Here is a 15,356-nt window from a genome sequence, read left to right as displayed (position 1 = left end):
AGTAGGTAATCAAGCATGAGCATTTTGAAAATGCCTGGGAAGTCGTTATTAGCCATGTGCCTGCTGCTGGGCAGCGCCAGCCTGCAAGCTGCAGGCAGCTATGCCGCGGATAATGCGGCCAATTACGCAAACGCCCCCGTGCCCAGCTACGAAATGGATGCAAACAATGGGCTTCCTTCGATCAACGGACAACCTTCGTCCAATGGGCAGCTTCAGTTCAACGATAGAAACGCCGCATCCCAAGCGCAGAACAATATGGCGAGACCCTTTCAGCCTCCGTTCTATGGCATGGATGACAATGGCTATCTGCTAGACAAGGAGGGGCTAGCCAAGCTGCCTCCCTTCGTGGAGTTCGTCAAAAAAGCGACCGATAAAACGCTACCACTATTCGGCAGCCGCCTGTTCCAGGGTCAGAAATACAACTTCGACCCAGCGGCTAATGTGCAAGTCAATCCCGACTATGTGATCGGCAGCGGCGACCAATTGCAGATCAAGGGCTGGGGCATGGTCGATATCGACCTGACCCTGACCGTGGATCGCAACGGCGCAATCTATCTGCCGCGCGTCGGCAATATTTCCGTCGCCGGCGTGCGTTACCGCGACTTGCAGGGTGTGCTGAAGAAAAGCGTCAGCCGTGTCTTCAACAATTTCGATCTGACGGTCAGCCTGCAACAAAGCCGCTCAGTGCAGGTTTACGTGGTAGGTCACGCCCGCCAGCCCGGCAGCTACACGCTGAATGCGATGAGCACCCTGCTCAATGCGATGCTGAAGTCCGGCGGCCCCAGCGACAGCGGCAGCTTGCGCAAGGTCAAGCTGATGCGCGGCGGCAAGGAGGTGGCGACCGTCGATCTGTACGCGATCCTGGTCGATGGCGACAAGTCGGAAGACCAGACGCTGCGCGATGGCGACGTGATCCAGATCCCGGCAGCGGGTCCGCGCGTAGCGGTGTTTGGCGACGTCAAGACGCCGGCAATCTATGAATTCAAATCCGGCGAAACCAGCGCTGATCTCTTGCACTGGGCCGGCGGTCTGGAATCGGCCGCAGAAGGCAAAGAGCTGTTGATCGAAAAGAACGTCAGCAACCGCTTCGTCAAACAAGCCAAGGTACAGGAGGATTTGCAGCCACTAAGTAAAATTCGCCTCAAGGCAGGCGACATCTTCCGGCTTAACGTACCGAGCGCCCAGCCGGTCAGCGTATTGAAAGACGAGCAATTCGTCACCGTCAGCGGCGAAGCCAATACCACTGGCACCTTTCAGCTGCGCAAAGGAGAAACCCTGCGCCAGCTGTTGATGCGCCTGGGCGGCGTGACCGAATACGGCTATGTCTTCGGCACCGCGCTGACGCGCGAAAGCATCCGCGAGATGCAGCAGCAGAAGCTGGATGAGGTCGCCACCCGCTTCGAGAAAGACCTGGAACAGAACGCCACTACACGCCTCGCCAAACTGACAGACAAAGACTCCATCGCCGCGGTTACCTCGGAAGTGGAGGGGCAGCGCAAACTAGCAGCCAAGATGCGGGCCATCAAGGCGCAAGGACGCGTGGTGCTGGAGTTGAAAGACAGCTCGGCCGAAGTCAAGGACCTGCCGGACCTGGAACTCAAGGACGGCGACAAGATTGACATTCCGCAACGTCCTGGCACAGTGGATGTGCTGGGTGCCGTCTACCAGGCCAATGCCTTTATCTACCGACCTCAACGCAACGTCAACGACTATCTGTCGCTGGCTGGCGGCGCCTCGCCGACCGCCGACAAGTCATCGATATATGTATTGCGCGCGGATGGCACCGTTGCCAGCAACAATAATAGCGGCTGGTTCTCCAGCGTGAGCGGCATGCGCATCAATCCAGGCGATGCCATCGTCGTTCCGGAAGAGTTGAATACCGGCAGCTGGACCCAGGCGCTGAAGGAATGGACGACCATCCTGTATCAATTCGGCCTCGGCGCCGCAGGCTTGAAGGTGCTGAAATGAGTAATGGCGAGATGAAACAAACGATGGCGTCCACGACCAACGCCAACCAAGCGGATGACGAAATCGATCTGATGACGATCTTGCTCAGACTGAACAGACATCGAAGCTGGATCGCCGGCAGCACCTTGCTGTTTGGCGGCGCGGCTCTTGTCTATGCGCTGCTGGCGAAACCGGTGTTTACCGCCAGCGCCAGCATCATGCCGCCGCAACAGCAAAGCAGCGGCATCAGCGCCATGCTCGGCCAGCTGGGCGGACTGCCCGGGGCTGCCGGCGGCATGGCTGGGCTGAAGAATCCCAATGATCTGTATATCGCCATGCTGCAAAGCCGCACCGTAGCGGACAAATTGATTGCCCGCTTCAAACTGCAACAGCGCTACAAACAAGACACGGCCGACGCCACTCGCAAATCATTGCAACAGGTTTCCAGCATCACCAGCGGCAAAGATGGCCTGATCAGCATCGCTGTCGATGACGTTGATCCGAAATTTGCCGCCACCCTGGCCAATGCCTATGTGGAGGAATTGAAGGCGCTGAACCAGTCGCTGGCGGTAACCGATGCCGCCAAACACCGCCTGTTCTTCGAACAGCAATTGAAAGACACCAAGGCTCAGCTGTCCGCCGCAGAAATCGGTCTGCGCAAGACTCAGGAAAGTACCGGCATGATTCTGCCGGAAGGCCAGCTGCCGGCAATCGTATCCACCGTTACCCAGCTGCGCGCCACCATCGCCGCCAAGGAAGTGCAGCTGGAGGCGATGAAGAGCTTCGCCACGCCGCAAAACCCCGCCTACATCAAGACACAACAGGAGTTGACGGGTTTGCATGAGCAGTTAGCAAAACTCGATAGCGGCCAAGGCAGCGACAGCGACCTATTCGTGCCGACCGGCAAAATCGCGCAAAGCGGCCTGGAATACATGCGCAAACTGCGCGAGCTGAAATATCAGGAAACGATTTTCGAACTGCTGTCGAAACAATACGAGATGGCGAAAATCGACGAGGCCAAGGACTCCTCGCTGATACAGGTGCTGGACCCGGCTGTGCCGCCGGAACTCAAGAGTAAACCGAAACGTTCCCTGATCGTAATGCCTGGCTTGTTCGGCGGTCTGCTCATCGGCATACTCAGCGCCCTGCTGCGCGATATATTGCTAAGCGACAGCACCCGGGAACGGCGTCGCGAACTGATGCAGGCGCTGAAGAGCAGCCAGTGATCGAACTACCGGCCGCCTTGCGCGGCCGGTTTTTTTACGCCTTCCCCTTCTGCCGCAAGCGATACCCCATCCGGCACGAAAACCCCAGCAGCAGCAACACGCACATCACGCTGGCCAAGCGCAAGGGGCTGGCCCAGGCCAGCGGCGCAAGCACGCCGGCCACCAGGCTGGACATCATGGTCTGGCAGAAGCCCTGCAGCGACGACACCGTGCCGCGCAGCGACGGAAACTGGTCCATCAGATTCAGCGTGATGGACGGCGCCGCCAGCGACATGCCGGTGGTGTACAAGGCCAGCGGCAGCACCGCCCATGGCAAGGCCATCTGGCTGGCAGCCAGGTTATAGCCCAGGTTCAGGGCGGCCGCGACGAACATCACCCAATAGCCCCGGCTGACGATCTCGCGTTGGCTGAAATGCCCGGCCATCCGGCCCGACAGAAACGCGCCGAACATGATGCCGAACACCGCCGGGCCGAACAGCCACAGGAACTGGGTTGGCCCCAGATGCAGATGCTGCATCAGAAACACTGGCGCAGACGGGATATACAAAAAGAAACCGGCGAAATTGAACGACACCGCGGCCGTCAGCAGCTGGAAATCGCGCTTGCGCCCGACTTGCCAGTAATTGGCCAGCAAATAACGCGCTTTCAAGGGCTGGCGGGCATGCGCCTGGTGCGTTTCCTCCAGCCAGAACCAGGACAGCGCAAACAAGGCAAAGCCGATCAGTCCCATGAAAACAAAAATCGAATGCCAGCCGAAGGCGCCGAACAACCAGCCCCCCACCACCGGCGCGATCGCCGGCGACAAGGAGAACAGCATGGTCACCTGCGACATCAGCCGCTGCGCCGCCGCGCCATCCAGCTTGTCGCGGATGATGGCGCGCCCCACCACCAGACCGGCGCCGCCGCACAGGCCCTGCAACGCGCGAAACAGCAGCAGCGTGCCCAGGCTCTCCGACAGCGCGCAGCCTACCGAAGCCAGACCGAACAGCAGCGAGGTGGCCAGCACCACGGGACGGCGGCCTACCGCGTCGGAAATCGAACCATGCCACAGCATCATCAAGGCATAGCAGAACAGATAAACGGTCAGGGCCTGCTGCATTTCCAACGGCGACGCCGCCAGACTGTGGCCGATGGCGCGCATGGCGGGCAGAAAAGTGTCGATGGAAAACGGGCCAAGCGTGGACAGCGCGGCCAATAACGCCGCCAGGCCTAAATGTTTGCGTGGAGAAGAGGAGGACATGAGGACACGGATAGGGTTAACTAGAACATGTTAGCGGCTAAGCGCCACTAACAAAACCCCAGATCCAGACTTGCGCGTTCGCGACGCAACTATGAGCGGTTAGCAAAAAACCGTTTCGCGTCGGAAGCAAGGCGCGCCGATGCCGGCGACACTCGGATACGACAAGTCGGGGCAACACAGCGCCAGGAATTTTAGCCTCTCAGTATCTGCAAGTCTGCTGGCCATGCCTGAGGATTCATGCCACCATGCCGCCCTTCCCAAGCCACCACCGGCGGGTTATGCTGGACCGCATGCCGCAGATCCCCGCCCCAAACAACAAGGGAGAAGCCACATGATACGCCTCTACCATAATCCCAAATGCTCGAAATCCCGCGCCGCGCTTGCTCTGTTGGAAGAGGCTGGCGCCGAGATCGAGATTGTCGAATACCTGAAACATCCCCCCAGTCCCGAGGAGTTGGACCAGTTGTTAAACTGGCTGGGGATGGAGCCGCGCGAGCTGATGCGCAAGAAAGAAGAGGAATACGCCGACCTCTATCTGGACGACATCACGCTGGAGCGCAAACACCTGATCACCGCGATGGTGGACAATCCTAATCTGATCGAACGTCCCATCGCCGTCCGCGGCAACAGAGCCGTCATCGGCAGGCCGCCGGAGCAAGTATTGAATCTGCTGCGTGAATAAAGCCGGCGGATCATCGCCAGACCCGCTGACCCGTTCAGCTCACACTCACCGCCCTTTCCATCAGGAAAGGGCTTTTTGCATTGCGCGGCAAGCAGGACAAGTCCGTGTACTTTCCGCCACAGCGGCTCGCCAAGCTCGTCAGCAACGTTATTGTCACTTGCAAAATAGTAACTCATGTTACTAAAATCGCCACATGAGTCCAAACAAGTCATTTTCCCAGCTCGAACAAGCCATCAACCGGGTGGAAGCGCGCTTTCCCGGCACGCCGCGCCAGGAAGTCATCCTGACCCGGCTGCTGTTCCACATCATGCCGCGCTTGAGCACCCATCTGTGCGACAACCTGAAACAGCATGGCCTGAACGAAACCGTCTGGATGGCGTTGCTGGCTTTGTACGCCTGCCCCAACCAAACGTTGAACCCGTCCGACATCAGCGAGACGCTGGACTCCTCGCGTACCAACGCCACCCGCATCGCTGACGAACTGGTGAAGAACGGTTGGGCGGCCCGTTCGGCCAGCGCCGAAGACCGGCGCAAGATCGTGCTGGAGCTGACTCCGTCCGGTGTCGCGCTCGTCGAGAGCCTGCTGCCGTTCTCCCGCGAGGTGCACAAGCAGTTATGGGCGGACTTCGACGACGACGAAAAACAGATTCTGGAACGGCTGATGCGCAAGTTGTTGCGCCAATTGGGCGGCTGAGCCAGACGCGCCTTCATTTGACCGAATAATAACTGTCGTGATTATCGCGCAATAAATCATGACGCGACCGACACACATCGATTGGAGACCGACAAGGTGAACAAGAAATCATGGCCACAAACCGCCGGGGCGCTGCTGCTTAGCGCCATGATCGGCGGTTGCGCCAGTTTCGGCCCCGACGTCACGCCTGAGCAGGCGCTGAGCGCCGAACAGCTGAAACTGGCCGCGCCCGGCAAGCAGAGTGTCAGCGCCGACTGGTGGCGCCAGCTGAATGACTCCGCTCTGAACCGCCTGGTGGAAGCCACGCTGCAAAACGCGCCATCACTGAAACTGGCCGCGGCGCGCCTGCGCCAGGCACGCGCGGCCGTCGGCATCGTCGAAAGCAAAGACGGTCCGCAACTGGATGCCACCGCCAATGCCGTTGATCTGCATTACGATCCGCTGCAGCCGCTGCTGAAAAAAGACCATCTCACCGCCTACACCGCCGCGCTGGTGGGCAGCTGGGAATTCGATTTCTGGGGCAAGAACCACGCGGCCGTCAGCGCGGCATTGGGCCAGCAACAGGCCATCGCCTATGAAGGGCAGCAAACCCGCCTGCTGCTGACGCAAGCGGTGCTGGCCCAATACACCCAACTGCAGCGCAATCAAGCGCAGGCCAAGTTGATCAGCCAACGACTGGCCGTCGCAGAAAGCCGCCGCGCGCTGACCCAGGCTCGCGTCAATGCCGGCCTGTTGCCGGGCGACAATCAACGCGGCAATGAAGTGTCGATCGACCGCCTGCAGCAGCAGCAAAGCGCGCTGAACGCCGACATCGAACGCAATCGCCATGCTTTGGCCGCGCTGACCGGCCAAGGACCGCAGTCCGCAGCCAGCCTCGACGCCGCGCCCTTGGCGCTGCCGCCGGCCCCGGCGCTGGACAGCCTGAATGCCGACCTGCTGGGCCGCCGTCCCGACATCGCCGCCCAGCGCGCGCGCGTGGAATCTATGAGCCAATCGGTCAAGGAAGCCCGCGCCGAGTTCTACCCCAACGTCAAGCTGACGGCTTTCGCCGGGCAGAGCTCGCTGGAGCTGGATCAACTGTGGAAGAGCAATTCCTCGTTATGGGGCTTGATGCCTGCCATCAGCCTGCCGATCTTCCATTCCGGCCAGCTGCAGTCCAACTTGGCCAAGCAACAGGCAGGCTACGACATGGCGGTGCAGCAATACAACCAGACGGTAGTCGACGCGCTGCGCGACGCCGCCGACAGCGTGTCCGGCTGGCAGAGCAGCCAGCGCCAGCTGCAGCAGGCCGAACGCGCGCTGAACAGCAGCCGCCGCGCCAGCGACGCGATGGCGGCCCGTTTGCGCGCCGGCCTGGTCAACAAGCTGTCGCTGCTGGACGCGCAAGACGCGCAGCTGAGCCAGCAATCCATCTACATCGACGCCATGGCCGCCAATCGTCTGGCCTGGGCCTCCCTGAACACCGCTTTGGGCGGCGGCTTCCAAACCGAGCCTGCCACCCGCTAAGGACACAAAACAAATGGATCAGAAACTGGAAACCGCCAAGAGCCGCAAACGCAATCTGCTGGTCGCCTCCGCCGTGTTCGCCGCCATCGCCGTCGCCTATGGCGCTTACTGGACCCTGGTGTTGAGCCATCAGGAAAATACCGATGACGCCTATGTCGGCGGCCACCTGGTTCAGGTCACGCCGGAAGTCGGCGGCACCGTCGCCAAAGTCATGGTCGACGATACCGTGGCCGTCAAGGCTGGCCAGGTGCTGGTCAGCTATGACAACAGCGACGCCGAGCTGGCCTTCGAACGCGCCCGCAACGAATTCGCCCAGACCGTGCGCCAAACGCGGCAGCTGATGGCCAACAGCCAGCAGCTGGACGCTCAGGTCGCGCTGCGCCAGGCCGAGCTGTCGCGCGCCGAAGCCGACCTGAAGCGCCGCAAGCAGTTGGCCGGCAGCGAGGCCATGTCGGCCGAGGAGCTGGGCCACGCCAATGATGCCGTCGCCGCCGCCCAGGCTGCGCTGGCCGCCGCGCAGGAACAGGCCAAGGCCGGCCTGGCGCTGGTGGGTAAGGATGCGCTGGCGCAGCAGCCGGCGGTGAAAGCCGCCGCCAGCCGCCTGAAGGAAGCCTGGCTGGCGCTGCAGCGCACCGAAATCAAAGCGCCGCTGGCCGGCACCGTCGCCCGCCGCAACGTGCAAGTGGGCCAGCGCGTCGCCGCCGGCACGCCGCTGATGGCCGTGGTGCCGCTGGAAAACCTGTGGGTGGACGCCAACTTCAAGGAAGGCCAACTGGCCAAGATCCGCGTCGGCCAACCGGTGGAGCTGAAATCCGACCTGTACGGCGGCAAAGTGGTTTACCACGGCAAGGTGCAGGGCCTGGCCGCCGGCACTGGCAGCGCCTTCTCGCTGCTGCCGCCGCAGAACGCCACCGGCAACTGGATCAAGGTCGTGCAGCGGGTGCCGGTGCGCATCGCGCTGGAGCCGCAGGATCTGAAAAACCACCCCCTGCGCGTCGGCCTTTCCATGGACGTGGTGGTGGACACCAGCAACCAGGATGGCAAATCGCTGGCCGAAGCCGCGCCGGCGCAAGCCCCGAGCGAACATAACGGCACGCTGCCGGACCTGAAGCAGGCTGACAAGCTGGTGGCCGAGATCCTGGCTGCCAATGCCGGCAAGTAAGGACGCCCGCCCATGAATCAACCGCCACTGACCGGCTCGAAACTGGTCTGGATCACGCTGGCGCTGTCGATGTCGGTGTTCATGCAGGTGCTGGACACCACCATCGCCAACGTGGCGCTGCCCACCATTTCGGGCAACCTCGGCGCCGCCACCAGCCAAGGCACTTGGGTGATCACCTCCTTCGGCGTGGCCAACGCCATTTCGGTGCCCTTGACCGGCTGGCTGGCCAAGCGCTTCGGCGAAGTGAAGCTGTTCACCGCCTCCACCCTTCTGTTTGTGCTGACATCCTGGCTGTGCGGCATGTCCAGCAGCCTGGAAATGCTGATTTTCTTCCGCGTGCTGCAAGGCGCCGTTGCCGGCCCGATGATTCCGCTGTCGCAAAGCCTGCTGCTGTCCTGCTATCCGCCTGCCAAGAAAGGCATGGCGCTGGCGCTATGGGCGATGACGGTCATCGTCGCGCCGGTGTTCGGCCCGATACTGGGCGGGGTCATCAGCGACAATTGGCACTGGGGCTGGATCTTCTTCATCAACGTGCCGGTGGGGCTGGCTGCAGCCTTCGTCTCCTGGCGCATCCTGAAGAGCCGGGAAACCGACACCTTTGACCTGCCTATCGACAAGATAGGCCTGGCCTTGCTGGTGATCGGCGTCGGCTCGCTGCAGATGGTGCTGGACCGCGGCAAGGAGCTCGATTGGTTCAACTCCGCCGAGATCGTGACCCTGGCGGTGATCGCCTTCCTGACGCTGACCTATCTGGTGATCTGGGAACTGGGCGAGGACCATCCCATCGTCGACCTGACGCTGTTCAAGGAGCGCAACTTCACGGTCGGCACCATCGCCATCAGCCTGGGCTTCATGCTGTACTTCGGGGCCGTGGTGCTGCTGCCCTTGATGCTGCAGACCCAGCTAGGCTATACCGCCACCTGGGCCGGCCTGGCCGCCGCGCCCATCGGCCTGATTCCGGTGGTGCTGTCGCCCATTATCGGCAAGAACGCGCACCGCTGGGACATGCGCTGGCTGGTGACGCTGAGCTTCAGCGTCTACGCCATCTGCTTTTTCTGGCGCAGCAACTTCAACACCCAGATGGACTTTTCCTATGTGGTGTGGCCGCAGGTGGTGCAAGGCATAGGCGTGGCCTGCTTCTTCATGCCATTGACCACGATCACGCTGTCCGGCCTGCATCCGTCGCGCATCGCCAGCGCGTCCAGCCTGTCGAATTTCTTGCGGATTCTGGCGGGCAGCATCGGCACCTCGATCACCACCACGATGTGGGACCGCCGCGAGGCGCTGCACCACTCCAAACTGACCGAACATGTGACGCAATACGATCCGGCCTCGGTCTCCTGGTTCGACGCGATGAGCAAACTGGGGCTGGGCAACACGCAGCAACAGGCGCTGACCCAGCTGCAGATCACCCAGCAGGGCTACATCATGGCGGCCAACGAAATCTTCTGGGTGTCCGGCATCCTGTTCGTGCTGCTGATCGCCTTGGTGTGGTTCGCCAAACCGCCGTTTACCGCTTCCGGCGGGGATAGCGGGGCGCATTAGCGTTAAAACCATGGGATCCGCCACGAAAACCACGAAACGACACGCAATAACGACATCCGACCCCAAACCGTCTTCACAAACACGAGACGGGGATCGATCCAGTTGTGTTCTTTCGTGGTTTTCCTGGCTATCCCGCATTACTGCAGAAATCCGTTAAACGCTTCCATCCCGCGGCTGACCGCCTTGTCGCGGTGCTGCACCCGAAACAGCGTCCGCGTCAGCAAGGGCAGGTTTGCGTCCACTTCCACCACGCTGCCGGCCGCCAGCAAATCCGCCACCACATGGCGCGACAGGCAGCTGACGCCAAGCCCGGCCGCCACCGCGTGCTTGATCGCCTCCGAGTGGCCCAGCTCCATGCCTATCGCCAGCCGGTTCAGATGCGGCAGCAGCACCCGCTCCACTTCCTCGCGGGTGCCGGAACCGGGCTCGCGCAGAATCCACGACGCGTCGGCCAGCTCATCCGCCGTCACCTTGCGGCCAGCAAGCGGATGATCGACGGCGGCGAACACCAGCAGCTCATCCTGCCGCCATGCATCGGCCAGCAGCTCCGGATGATGGCAGGGGCCTTCTATCAGGCCGAAATCGACCCGAAACGCCGCCACCGCCTCGACGATGTCGCGGGTATTGGCCACATCCAGTTCCAGCCGCGCCTGCGGCCAGTCCTTGCGGAACGCGGCCAGCAAAGACGGCAGCAGATAGTTGGCGATGGTGGTGCTGGCGCCTATGCGCAAAGCCAGTTCGCCGCTGTGGAACAGGTTCTGCACATCGCCCGCCGCGTCCAGCAAAGCGCGCGCGCGCGGCAGCAGCAAGCGGCCATGTTCGTTGATCAGCAGCCGGCGGCCGACGCGGTCAAACAGCTTGACGCCTAGCCCCTGCTCCAACTTGTCCAGCGCCTGGCTGGCCGCCGACTGCGTCAGCGCCACTTGCTCGGCGGCGCGTGTGACGGTATTCCATTCCGCTACGGCGACGAAGACTTCCAGTTCTCGCAGACTGATGCGCAGGCCCATACCGTCTCCAAAACAGTTTTTCTAATTGTATATATTAATTTTATCCGTTTTTCTACTTACATCGCTGCGCGTATCGTTAGGCATATAGCAAAGAGGCATGAACATATGACTAACTATCGCAATATTATTCCCGGCCTGGCGCTGTCGCTGGGTCTGGCGGGCGCCGCCATCTGGGCGGCCGATCTGCCGGCGATGAAAAGCCTGGGCTTCTCCGCCCTGACCATCGCCATCGTCGGCGGCATGATCATCGGCAATACCGTCTATCGCTTTATCGCCGTGCCCAGCCATCAAGGCATCGCCTTCTCCAAGCAAAAGCTGCTGCGCGCCGGCATCATCCTGTTCGGCTTCAAATTGACCTTCCAAGACATCGCCGCCGTCGGTTTCTCCGGCGTGCTGATCGACGCGCTGGTGCTGACCTCCACCTTCTTCCTAGCCTTCTGGCTGGGCCGCAAGAAGCTGGGGCTGGACGAGCAGAGCGTGATCCTGATCGGCGCCGGCAGCTCGATCTGCGGCGCGGCCGCCATCCTGGCCACCGAGCCGGTGCTGAAAGCTCACGCGGAAAAAGTCGCCGTCGCCGTCGCCACTGTGGTGGTGTTTGGCACCGCAGCCATGTTCCTGTGGCCGGTGATGTTCGAGGCGGTGCGCCACCTGGGCATTACCGAATTCAGCTATGGCCTGTTCGCCGGCTCCACCATTCATGAAGTGGCGCAGGCGGTAGCCGCCGGCAAGTCGGTCAGCGACGCGGCGATGAATACCGCGGTGATCACCAAGATGATACGGGTGATGATGCTGGCGCCGTTCCTGATCGCCTTGTCTTCCTGGATTGCCAAGAAGCATCGCGGCAATACGCATGAGAAAACCGGCATCAGCATCCCCTGGTTCGCCGTCGCCTTCCTCGCCGTAGCCGGTTTCAATTCCTTCAGTCTGCTGCCGCACACGCTGGTGCAACAGATCATCGCGCTGGACAACCTGCTGCTGGCGGCCGCCATGGGCGCGCTGGGCATCACCACCCACGTCTCCGCCATCCGCCAGGCCGGCGCCAAGCCGATGCTGCTGGCCAGCGCGCTGTTCGGCTGGTTGATCATAGGCGGAGGATTGATCAATATGGGCGTGCTAAGCCTGCTGCGCTGATCCCAACTACACTCGCCAAGCCCCTGTCTGCCAGGGGCTTATTGCTAGCCGATTCTTGGGCAGCGCCATCGGATTCGTAGACAAAGGAGAAAATCGATGAGTCACTCCCCCTCTATTACGCTGCTCCTGGCAAGCGCGCTTTGGCTGTTCGCTCCACTGGCTCAAGCCGCCAGCACGGAACCGCCGACAGGAACCGAGTCGGTACGCACGGAGGTCTTGCTCAAAACTAGCTCGTCATGGGATGGCATGGCCTACGCAACCTATCCCGAAGGCAAGCCGGAGCTGACCTTGCTCAAAATCACCATTCCGCCCCACACCAATTTGCCTTGGCATAGCCACCCCATGCCCAACGCCGCGTATGTGCTATCAGGTTCTTTGACCGTAGAGAAAAAAGCCGATGGCCTGCAAAAGCCATTGCGCGCAGGCGATACCCTGCCTGAAATGGTAGGCGAAACGCATCGCGGCTTCACCGGCGATGAAGCGGTGGAATTACTGGTTTTCTATGCCGGCAGCCCCGGCATGGCGCTCAGCCATCCAGCCGATTGAACCAGCCAATAAATAAAGCCGCCCGGCATGGCCGGGCGGCTTTCGCATGACCCTGCGATCATTCAAATCAGCATGGGCATTTCTTCATGGACTTGCCGCCATAGCGCTCTTCCTGGCAACGGAGGAGAAAAGCCTCGCGGCTCATCACTTCCGCCTCGGGATTGAAACGCCGCCGACTGACCACATAGGCATCATAATCCTTGACCCCCACCATCAAGCGCGCGGTTTGGGCCAAGGTTTTCCAGATATCAGCCATTTGCCTCTCCTTGCCGGTACACCGCCGGCACTTCCTTGGTGGTGACCCATTTCACCGCCAAAGACTTGCGTATCACATGCAGGCCGAACAGCAACATCGCCACCACCACTGCGATGAACATGGCGGTCAGCGTGGCGTCCACATAATCGTTGAAGATAATCTGCTGCATTTGCGCCATATTCTTGGCCGGAGCCAGTACTTCGCCCTTGGCCGCCGCGGCGGAGAACTTTTCGGCATGGGCCAGGAAGCTGATCTTGGGGCTGTCATGGAACAGCTTCTGCCAACCTGCGGTCAGCGTGGCCAGCAGCAGCCAGAGCGTCGGCACCGCCGTTACCCACACGTAACGGGTCTTCTGCATTTTCACCAGCACCACCGTCGCCAGGATCAGCGCGATGCCCGCCAGCATCTGGTTGGCGATGCCGAACAACGGCCACAGCGTGTTGATGCCGCCCAGCGGATCGACCACGCCCTGGTACAGGAAGTAGCCCCATGCAGCCACGGCCAGGCCAGTGGCGACGAAGTTGGCCGCCCACGACTCGGTGTTGGCCATCGGCTTGACGAAGAAGCCCAGCAAGTCCTGGATCATGAAGCGCAGCACGCGGGTGCCGGCGTCCACCGTGGTGAGGATGAACAACGCTTCAAATAGAATGGCGAAGTGGTACCAGAACGCCATCATGGTTTTGCCGCCGATGACGCCGGACAGGATGTGAGCCATGCCCACCGCCAGCGTCGGCGCGCCGCCGGCGCGCGACAGCACGGTATGCTCGCCCACGTCGGCCGCCAGTTGCGTCAGCGCATCCGGCGTGATGACGAAGCCCCAGCCGGAAATCACCTGCGCGGCATCGACCGCGGTTTTGCCGATCAGGGCCGCCGGGCTGTTCATGGCGAAATACACGCCCGGATCCAGCACGCAGGCGGCGATCAGCGCCATGATGGCGACGAAGCTTTCCACCAGCATCGCGCCGTAGCCTATCATCCTCGCCTGGGTTTCATTCTCTACCAGCTTCGGCGTCGTGCCGGAAGCCACCAGCGAATGGAAGCCGGACACCGCGCCGCAGGCGATGGTGATGAACAGGAAGGGGAACAGATTGCCGGAGAACACCGGGCCGCTGCCGTCGATGAATTTGGTGACGGACGGCATGTGCAGCGGCGGCGCCACGATCAGGATGCCGATGGCCAGGCCGACAATGGTGCCGATCTTCAGGAAGGTGGACAGATAGTCGCGCGGCGCCAGCAGCAGCCAGACCGGCAACACCGAGGCGATGAAGCCGTAGCCGATCAGCACCCAGGCCAGCGTGGTGCCCTTCAGCGTGAAGAGCGGCGCCAGCGTGGCGCTCTTGGCCACGTCGCCGCCGTAGACAATGGCCAGCATCAGCAAAATGAAGCCCAGCACCGACACCTCGCCGATCTTGCCCGGCCGGACGAAACGGCTGTATACGCCCATGAACAAGGCAATGGGGATGGTGCAGGCGATGGTGAAAGTGCCCCATGGGCTGTCCGCCAGCGCCTTGACCACCACCAGCGCCAGCACCGCCAGCAGGATCACCATGATCATCAGCACGCCGATGGAGGCGATCACGCCGGGGATGTCGCCCAGTTCCTGGCGGATCATCTCGCCCAGAGACTTGCCGTCGCGGCGCATGGACAGGAACAGCGTGAGGAAGTCCTGCACCGCGCCGGCGATCATCACGCCGACCAGGATCCACAAGGTGCCGGGCAGATAGCCCATCTGCGCCGCCAAGACCGGCCCCACCAGCGGGCCGGCGCCGGCAATCGCGGCGAAGTGGTGGCCGAACACCACCCATTTATTGGTGGGCACGTAATCGAGCCCGTCGTTGAACTTCTCGGCCGGCGTCAGTCGGCGCGCGTCCAGCTCCAGCACTTTGTCGGCGATGAAGCGGCTGTAGAAGCGATAGGCGATGGCGTATACCGACAAGGCGGCCACCACCAGCCACACCGCGTTGATCGTCTCGCCGCGGTTGAGCGCCATCATGGCGAAGGCCGTCGCCCCCGTCAGCGCCACCAGCAGCCAGACGACGCACTGCTTGATCTGTTGCATAAGGAGTCCCTGTTCTCTATCTCCCCCAGCTTTCCTTGACTGGCAGCCCATCTGCCGGCCGGTGTCCGGGTATGGTTCTATACTGTTGATTTTGTCGACATGCGGAATGAAACTCAAGCTAAATTAGAGCCAATATCCTATTGAATGTCTTGATTCAGCCGGCGCTTATTTTCCGCGCCATGCGGAATAAGAAAACGTTCTGCCCATACCCGCCGTGGCCAGAGGAGTTGGACCACTTTATATCCCCACAAAACGGCTGCCCCGGCAGCCAGGCCATTAGGCCAGCGCCCCGCGGCCGTTCTCGGAAGCGCAAGCGGATCGGCATCGTTTGAAAAATCCATTTGCACAGGCGCGT

At 61.5% G+C, this 15,356-nt stretch carries 13 protein-coding genes; 9 read left to right on the top strand and 4 right to left on the bottom strand.

The annotated features are described in order from the left end of the window. The first annotated feature begins 15 nt into the window (after window positions 1–15). Window positions 16–1,968 carry an SLBB domain-containing protein gene (locus BI343_RS12290; protein ID WP_071109894.1) on the top strand — a complete coding sequence of 651 codons (1,953 nt, stop codon included), beginning with the start codon at window positions 16–18 and terminating at the stop codon, window positions 1,966–1,968. An 11-nt stretch (window positions 1,969–1,979) separates the two neighbouring features. Continuing rightward, window positions 1,980–3,173: a GumC family protein gene (locus BI343_RS12285; protein ID WP_244886637.1), complete on the top strand. Its 1,194-nt coding sequence runs from the start codon at window positions 1,980–1,982 to the stop codon at window positions 3,171–3,173. A gap of 34 nt (window positions 3,174–3,207) precedes the next feature. Here BI343_RS12285 and BI343_RS12280 read toward each other — a convergent pair whose 3' ends face one another. Continuing rightward, the gene (locus BI343_RS12280; RefSeq protein ID WP_071109892.1) at window positions 3,208–4,413 is read right to left on the bottom strand and encodes a multidrug effflux MFS transporter; all 1,206 of its coding nucleotides are present in this window, start codon (window positions 4,411–4,413) and stop codon (window positions 3,208–3,210) included. A 331-nt stretch (window positions 4,414–4,744) separates the two neighbouring features. On the opposite strand from BI343_RS12280, the gene arsC reads away from it, so the two are divergent. The 5 genes from arsC to BI343_RS12255 all read left to right on the top strand — a co-directional run bounded on the left by arsC (window position 4,745) and on the right by BI343_RS12255 (window position 10,002). After that, window positions 4,745–5,095 (top strand): arsenate reductase (glutaredoxin), encoded by a 351-nt coding sequence (gene arsC / locus BI343_RS12275; RefSeq protein ID WP_043628031.1) that lies wholly within the window; start codon window positions 4,745–4,747, stop codon window positions 5,093–5,095. A gap of 193 nt (window positions 5,096–5,288) precedes the next feature. Then, entirely contained in the window at window positions 5,289–5,789 is a 501-nt protein-coding gene (locus BI343_RS12270; RefSeq protein ID WP_043628033.1) for a MarR family transcriptional regulator, read from the top strand. Between the two features lie 96 nt (window positions 5,790–5,885). Then, window positions 5,886–7,295 carry an efflux transporter outer membrane subunit gene (locus tag BI343_RS12265; protein ID WP_244886636.1) on the top strand — a complete coding sequence of 470 codons (1,410 nt, stop codon included), beginning with the start codon at window positions 5,886–5,888 and terminating at the stop codon, window positions 7,293–7,295. 13 nt (window positions 7,296–7,308) lie between these two features. Beyond that, window positions 7,309–8,457 carry an EmrA/EmrK family multidrug efflux transporter periplasmic adaptor subunit gene (locus BI343_RS12260; protein ID WP_043628035.1) on the top strand — a complete coding sequence of 383 codons (1,149 nt, stop codon included), beginning with the start codon at window positions 7,309–7,311 and terminating at the stop codon, window positions 8,455–8,457. 12 nt (window positions 8,458–8,469) lie between these two features. Continuing rightward, complete coding sequence (locus BI343_RS12255; protein WP_071109891.1) at window positions 8,470–10,002, top strand: DHA2 family efflux MFS transporter permease subunit; 1,533 nt, start codon at window positions 8,470–8,472, stop codon at window positions 10,000–10,002. Window positions 10,003–10,139: 137 nt separating this feature from the next. Here BI343_RS12255 and BI343_RS12250 read toward each other — a convergent pair whose 3' ends face one another. Beyond that, window positions 10,140–11,009: a LysR family transcriptional regulator gene (locus BI343_RS12250; protein ID WP_083340933.1), complete on the bottom strand. Its 870-nt coding sequence runs from the start codon at window positions 11,007–11,009 to the stop codon at window positions 10,140–10,142. A 105-nt stretch (window positions 11,010–11,114) separates the two neighbouring features. On the opposite strand from BI343_RS12250, the gene BI343_RS12245 reads away from it, so the two are divergent. Then, window positions 11,115–12,140: a YeiH family protein gene (locus BI343_RS12245; RefSeq protein ID WP_071109890.1), complete on the top strand. Its 1,026-nt coding sequence runs from the start codon at window positions 11,115–11,117 to the stop codon at window positions 12,138–12,140. A 96-nt stretch (window positions 12,141–12,236) separates the two neighbouring features. Then, entirely contained in the window at window positions 12,237–12,686 is a 450-nt protein-coding gene (locus BI343_RS12240; protein ID WP_071109889.1) for a cupin domain-containing protein, read from the top strand. Between the two features lie 67 nt (window positions 12,687–12,753). Here the strand turns inward: BI343_RS12240 and BI343_RS12235 are convergent, their stop codons facing one another. After that, the gene (locus tag BI343_RS12235) at window positions 12,754–12,942 is read right to left on the bottom strand and encodes a YbdD/YjiX family protein (RefSeq protein ID WP_043628040.1); all 189 of its coding nucleotides are present in this window, start codon (window positions 12,940–12,942) and stop codon (window positions 12,754–12,756) included. Next, the gene (locus BI343_RS12230) at window positions 12,935–15,001 is read right to left on the bottom strand and encodes a carbon starvation CstA family protein (RefSeq protein WP_071109888.1); all 2,067 of its coding nucleotides are present in this window, start codon (window positions 14,999–15,001) and stop codon (window positions 12,935–12,937) included. Before BI343_RS12230 ends, BI343_RS12235 begins: the two co-directional genes overlap by 8 nt. Window positions 15,002–15,356 lie beyond the last annotated feature (355 nt).

This window comes from Chromobacterium amazonense (assembly GCF_001855565.1).
GTDB lineage: Bacteria > Pseudomonadota > Gammaproteobacteria > Burkholderiales > Chromobacteriaceae > Chromobacterium > Chromobacterium amazonense.
Note: the sequence above shows the minus strand (reverse complement) of the source record. Positions and strands in the feature narration are given on the sequence as shown.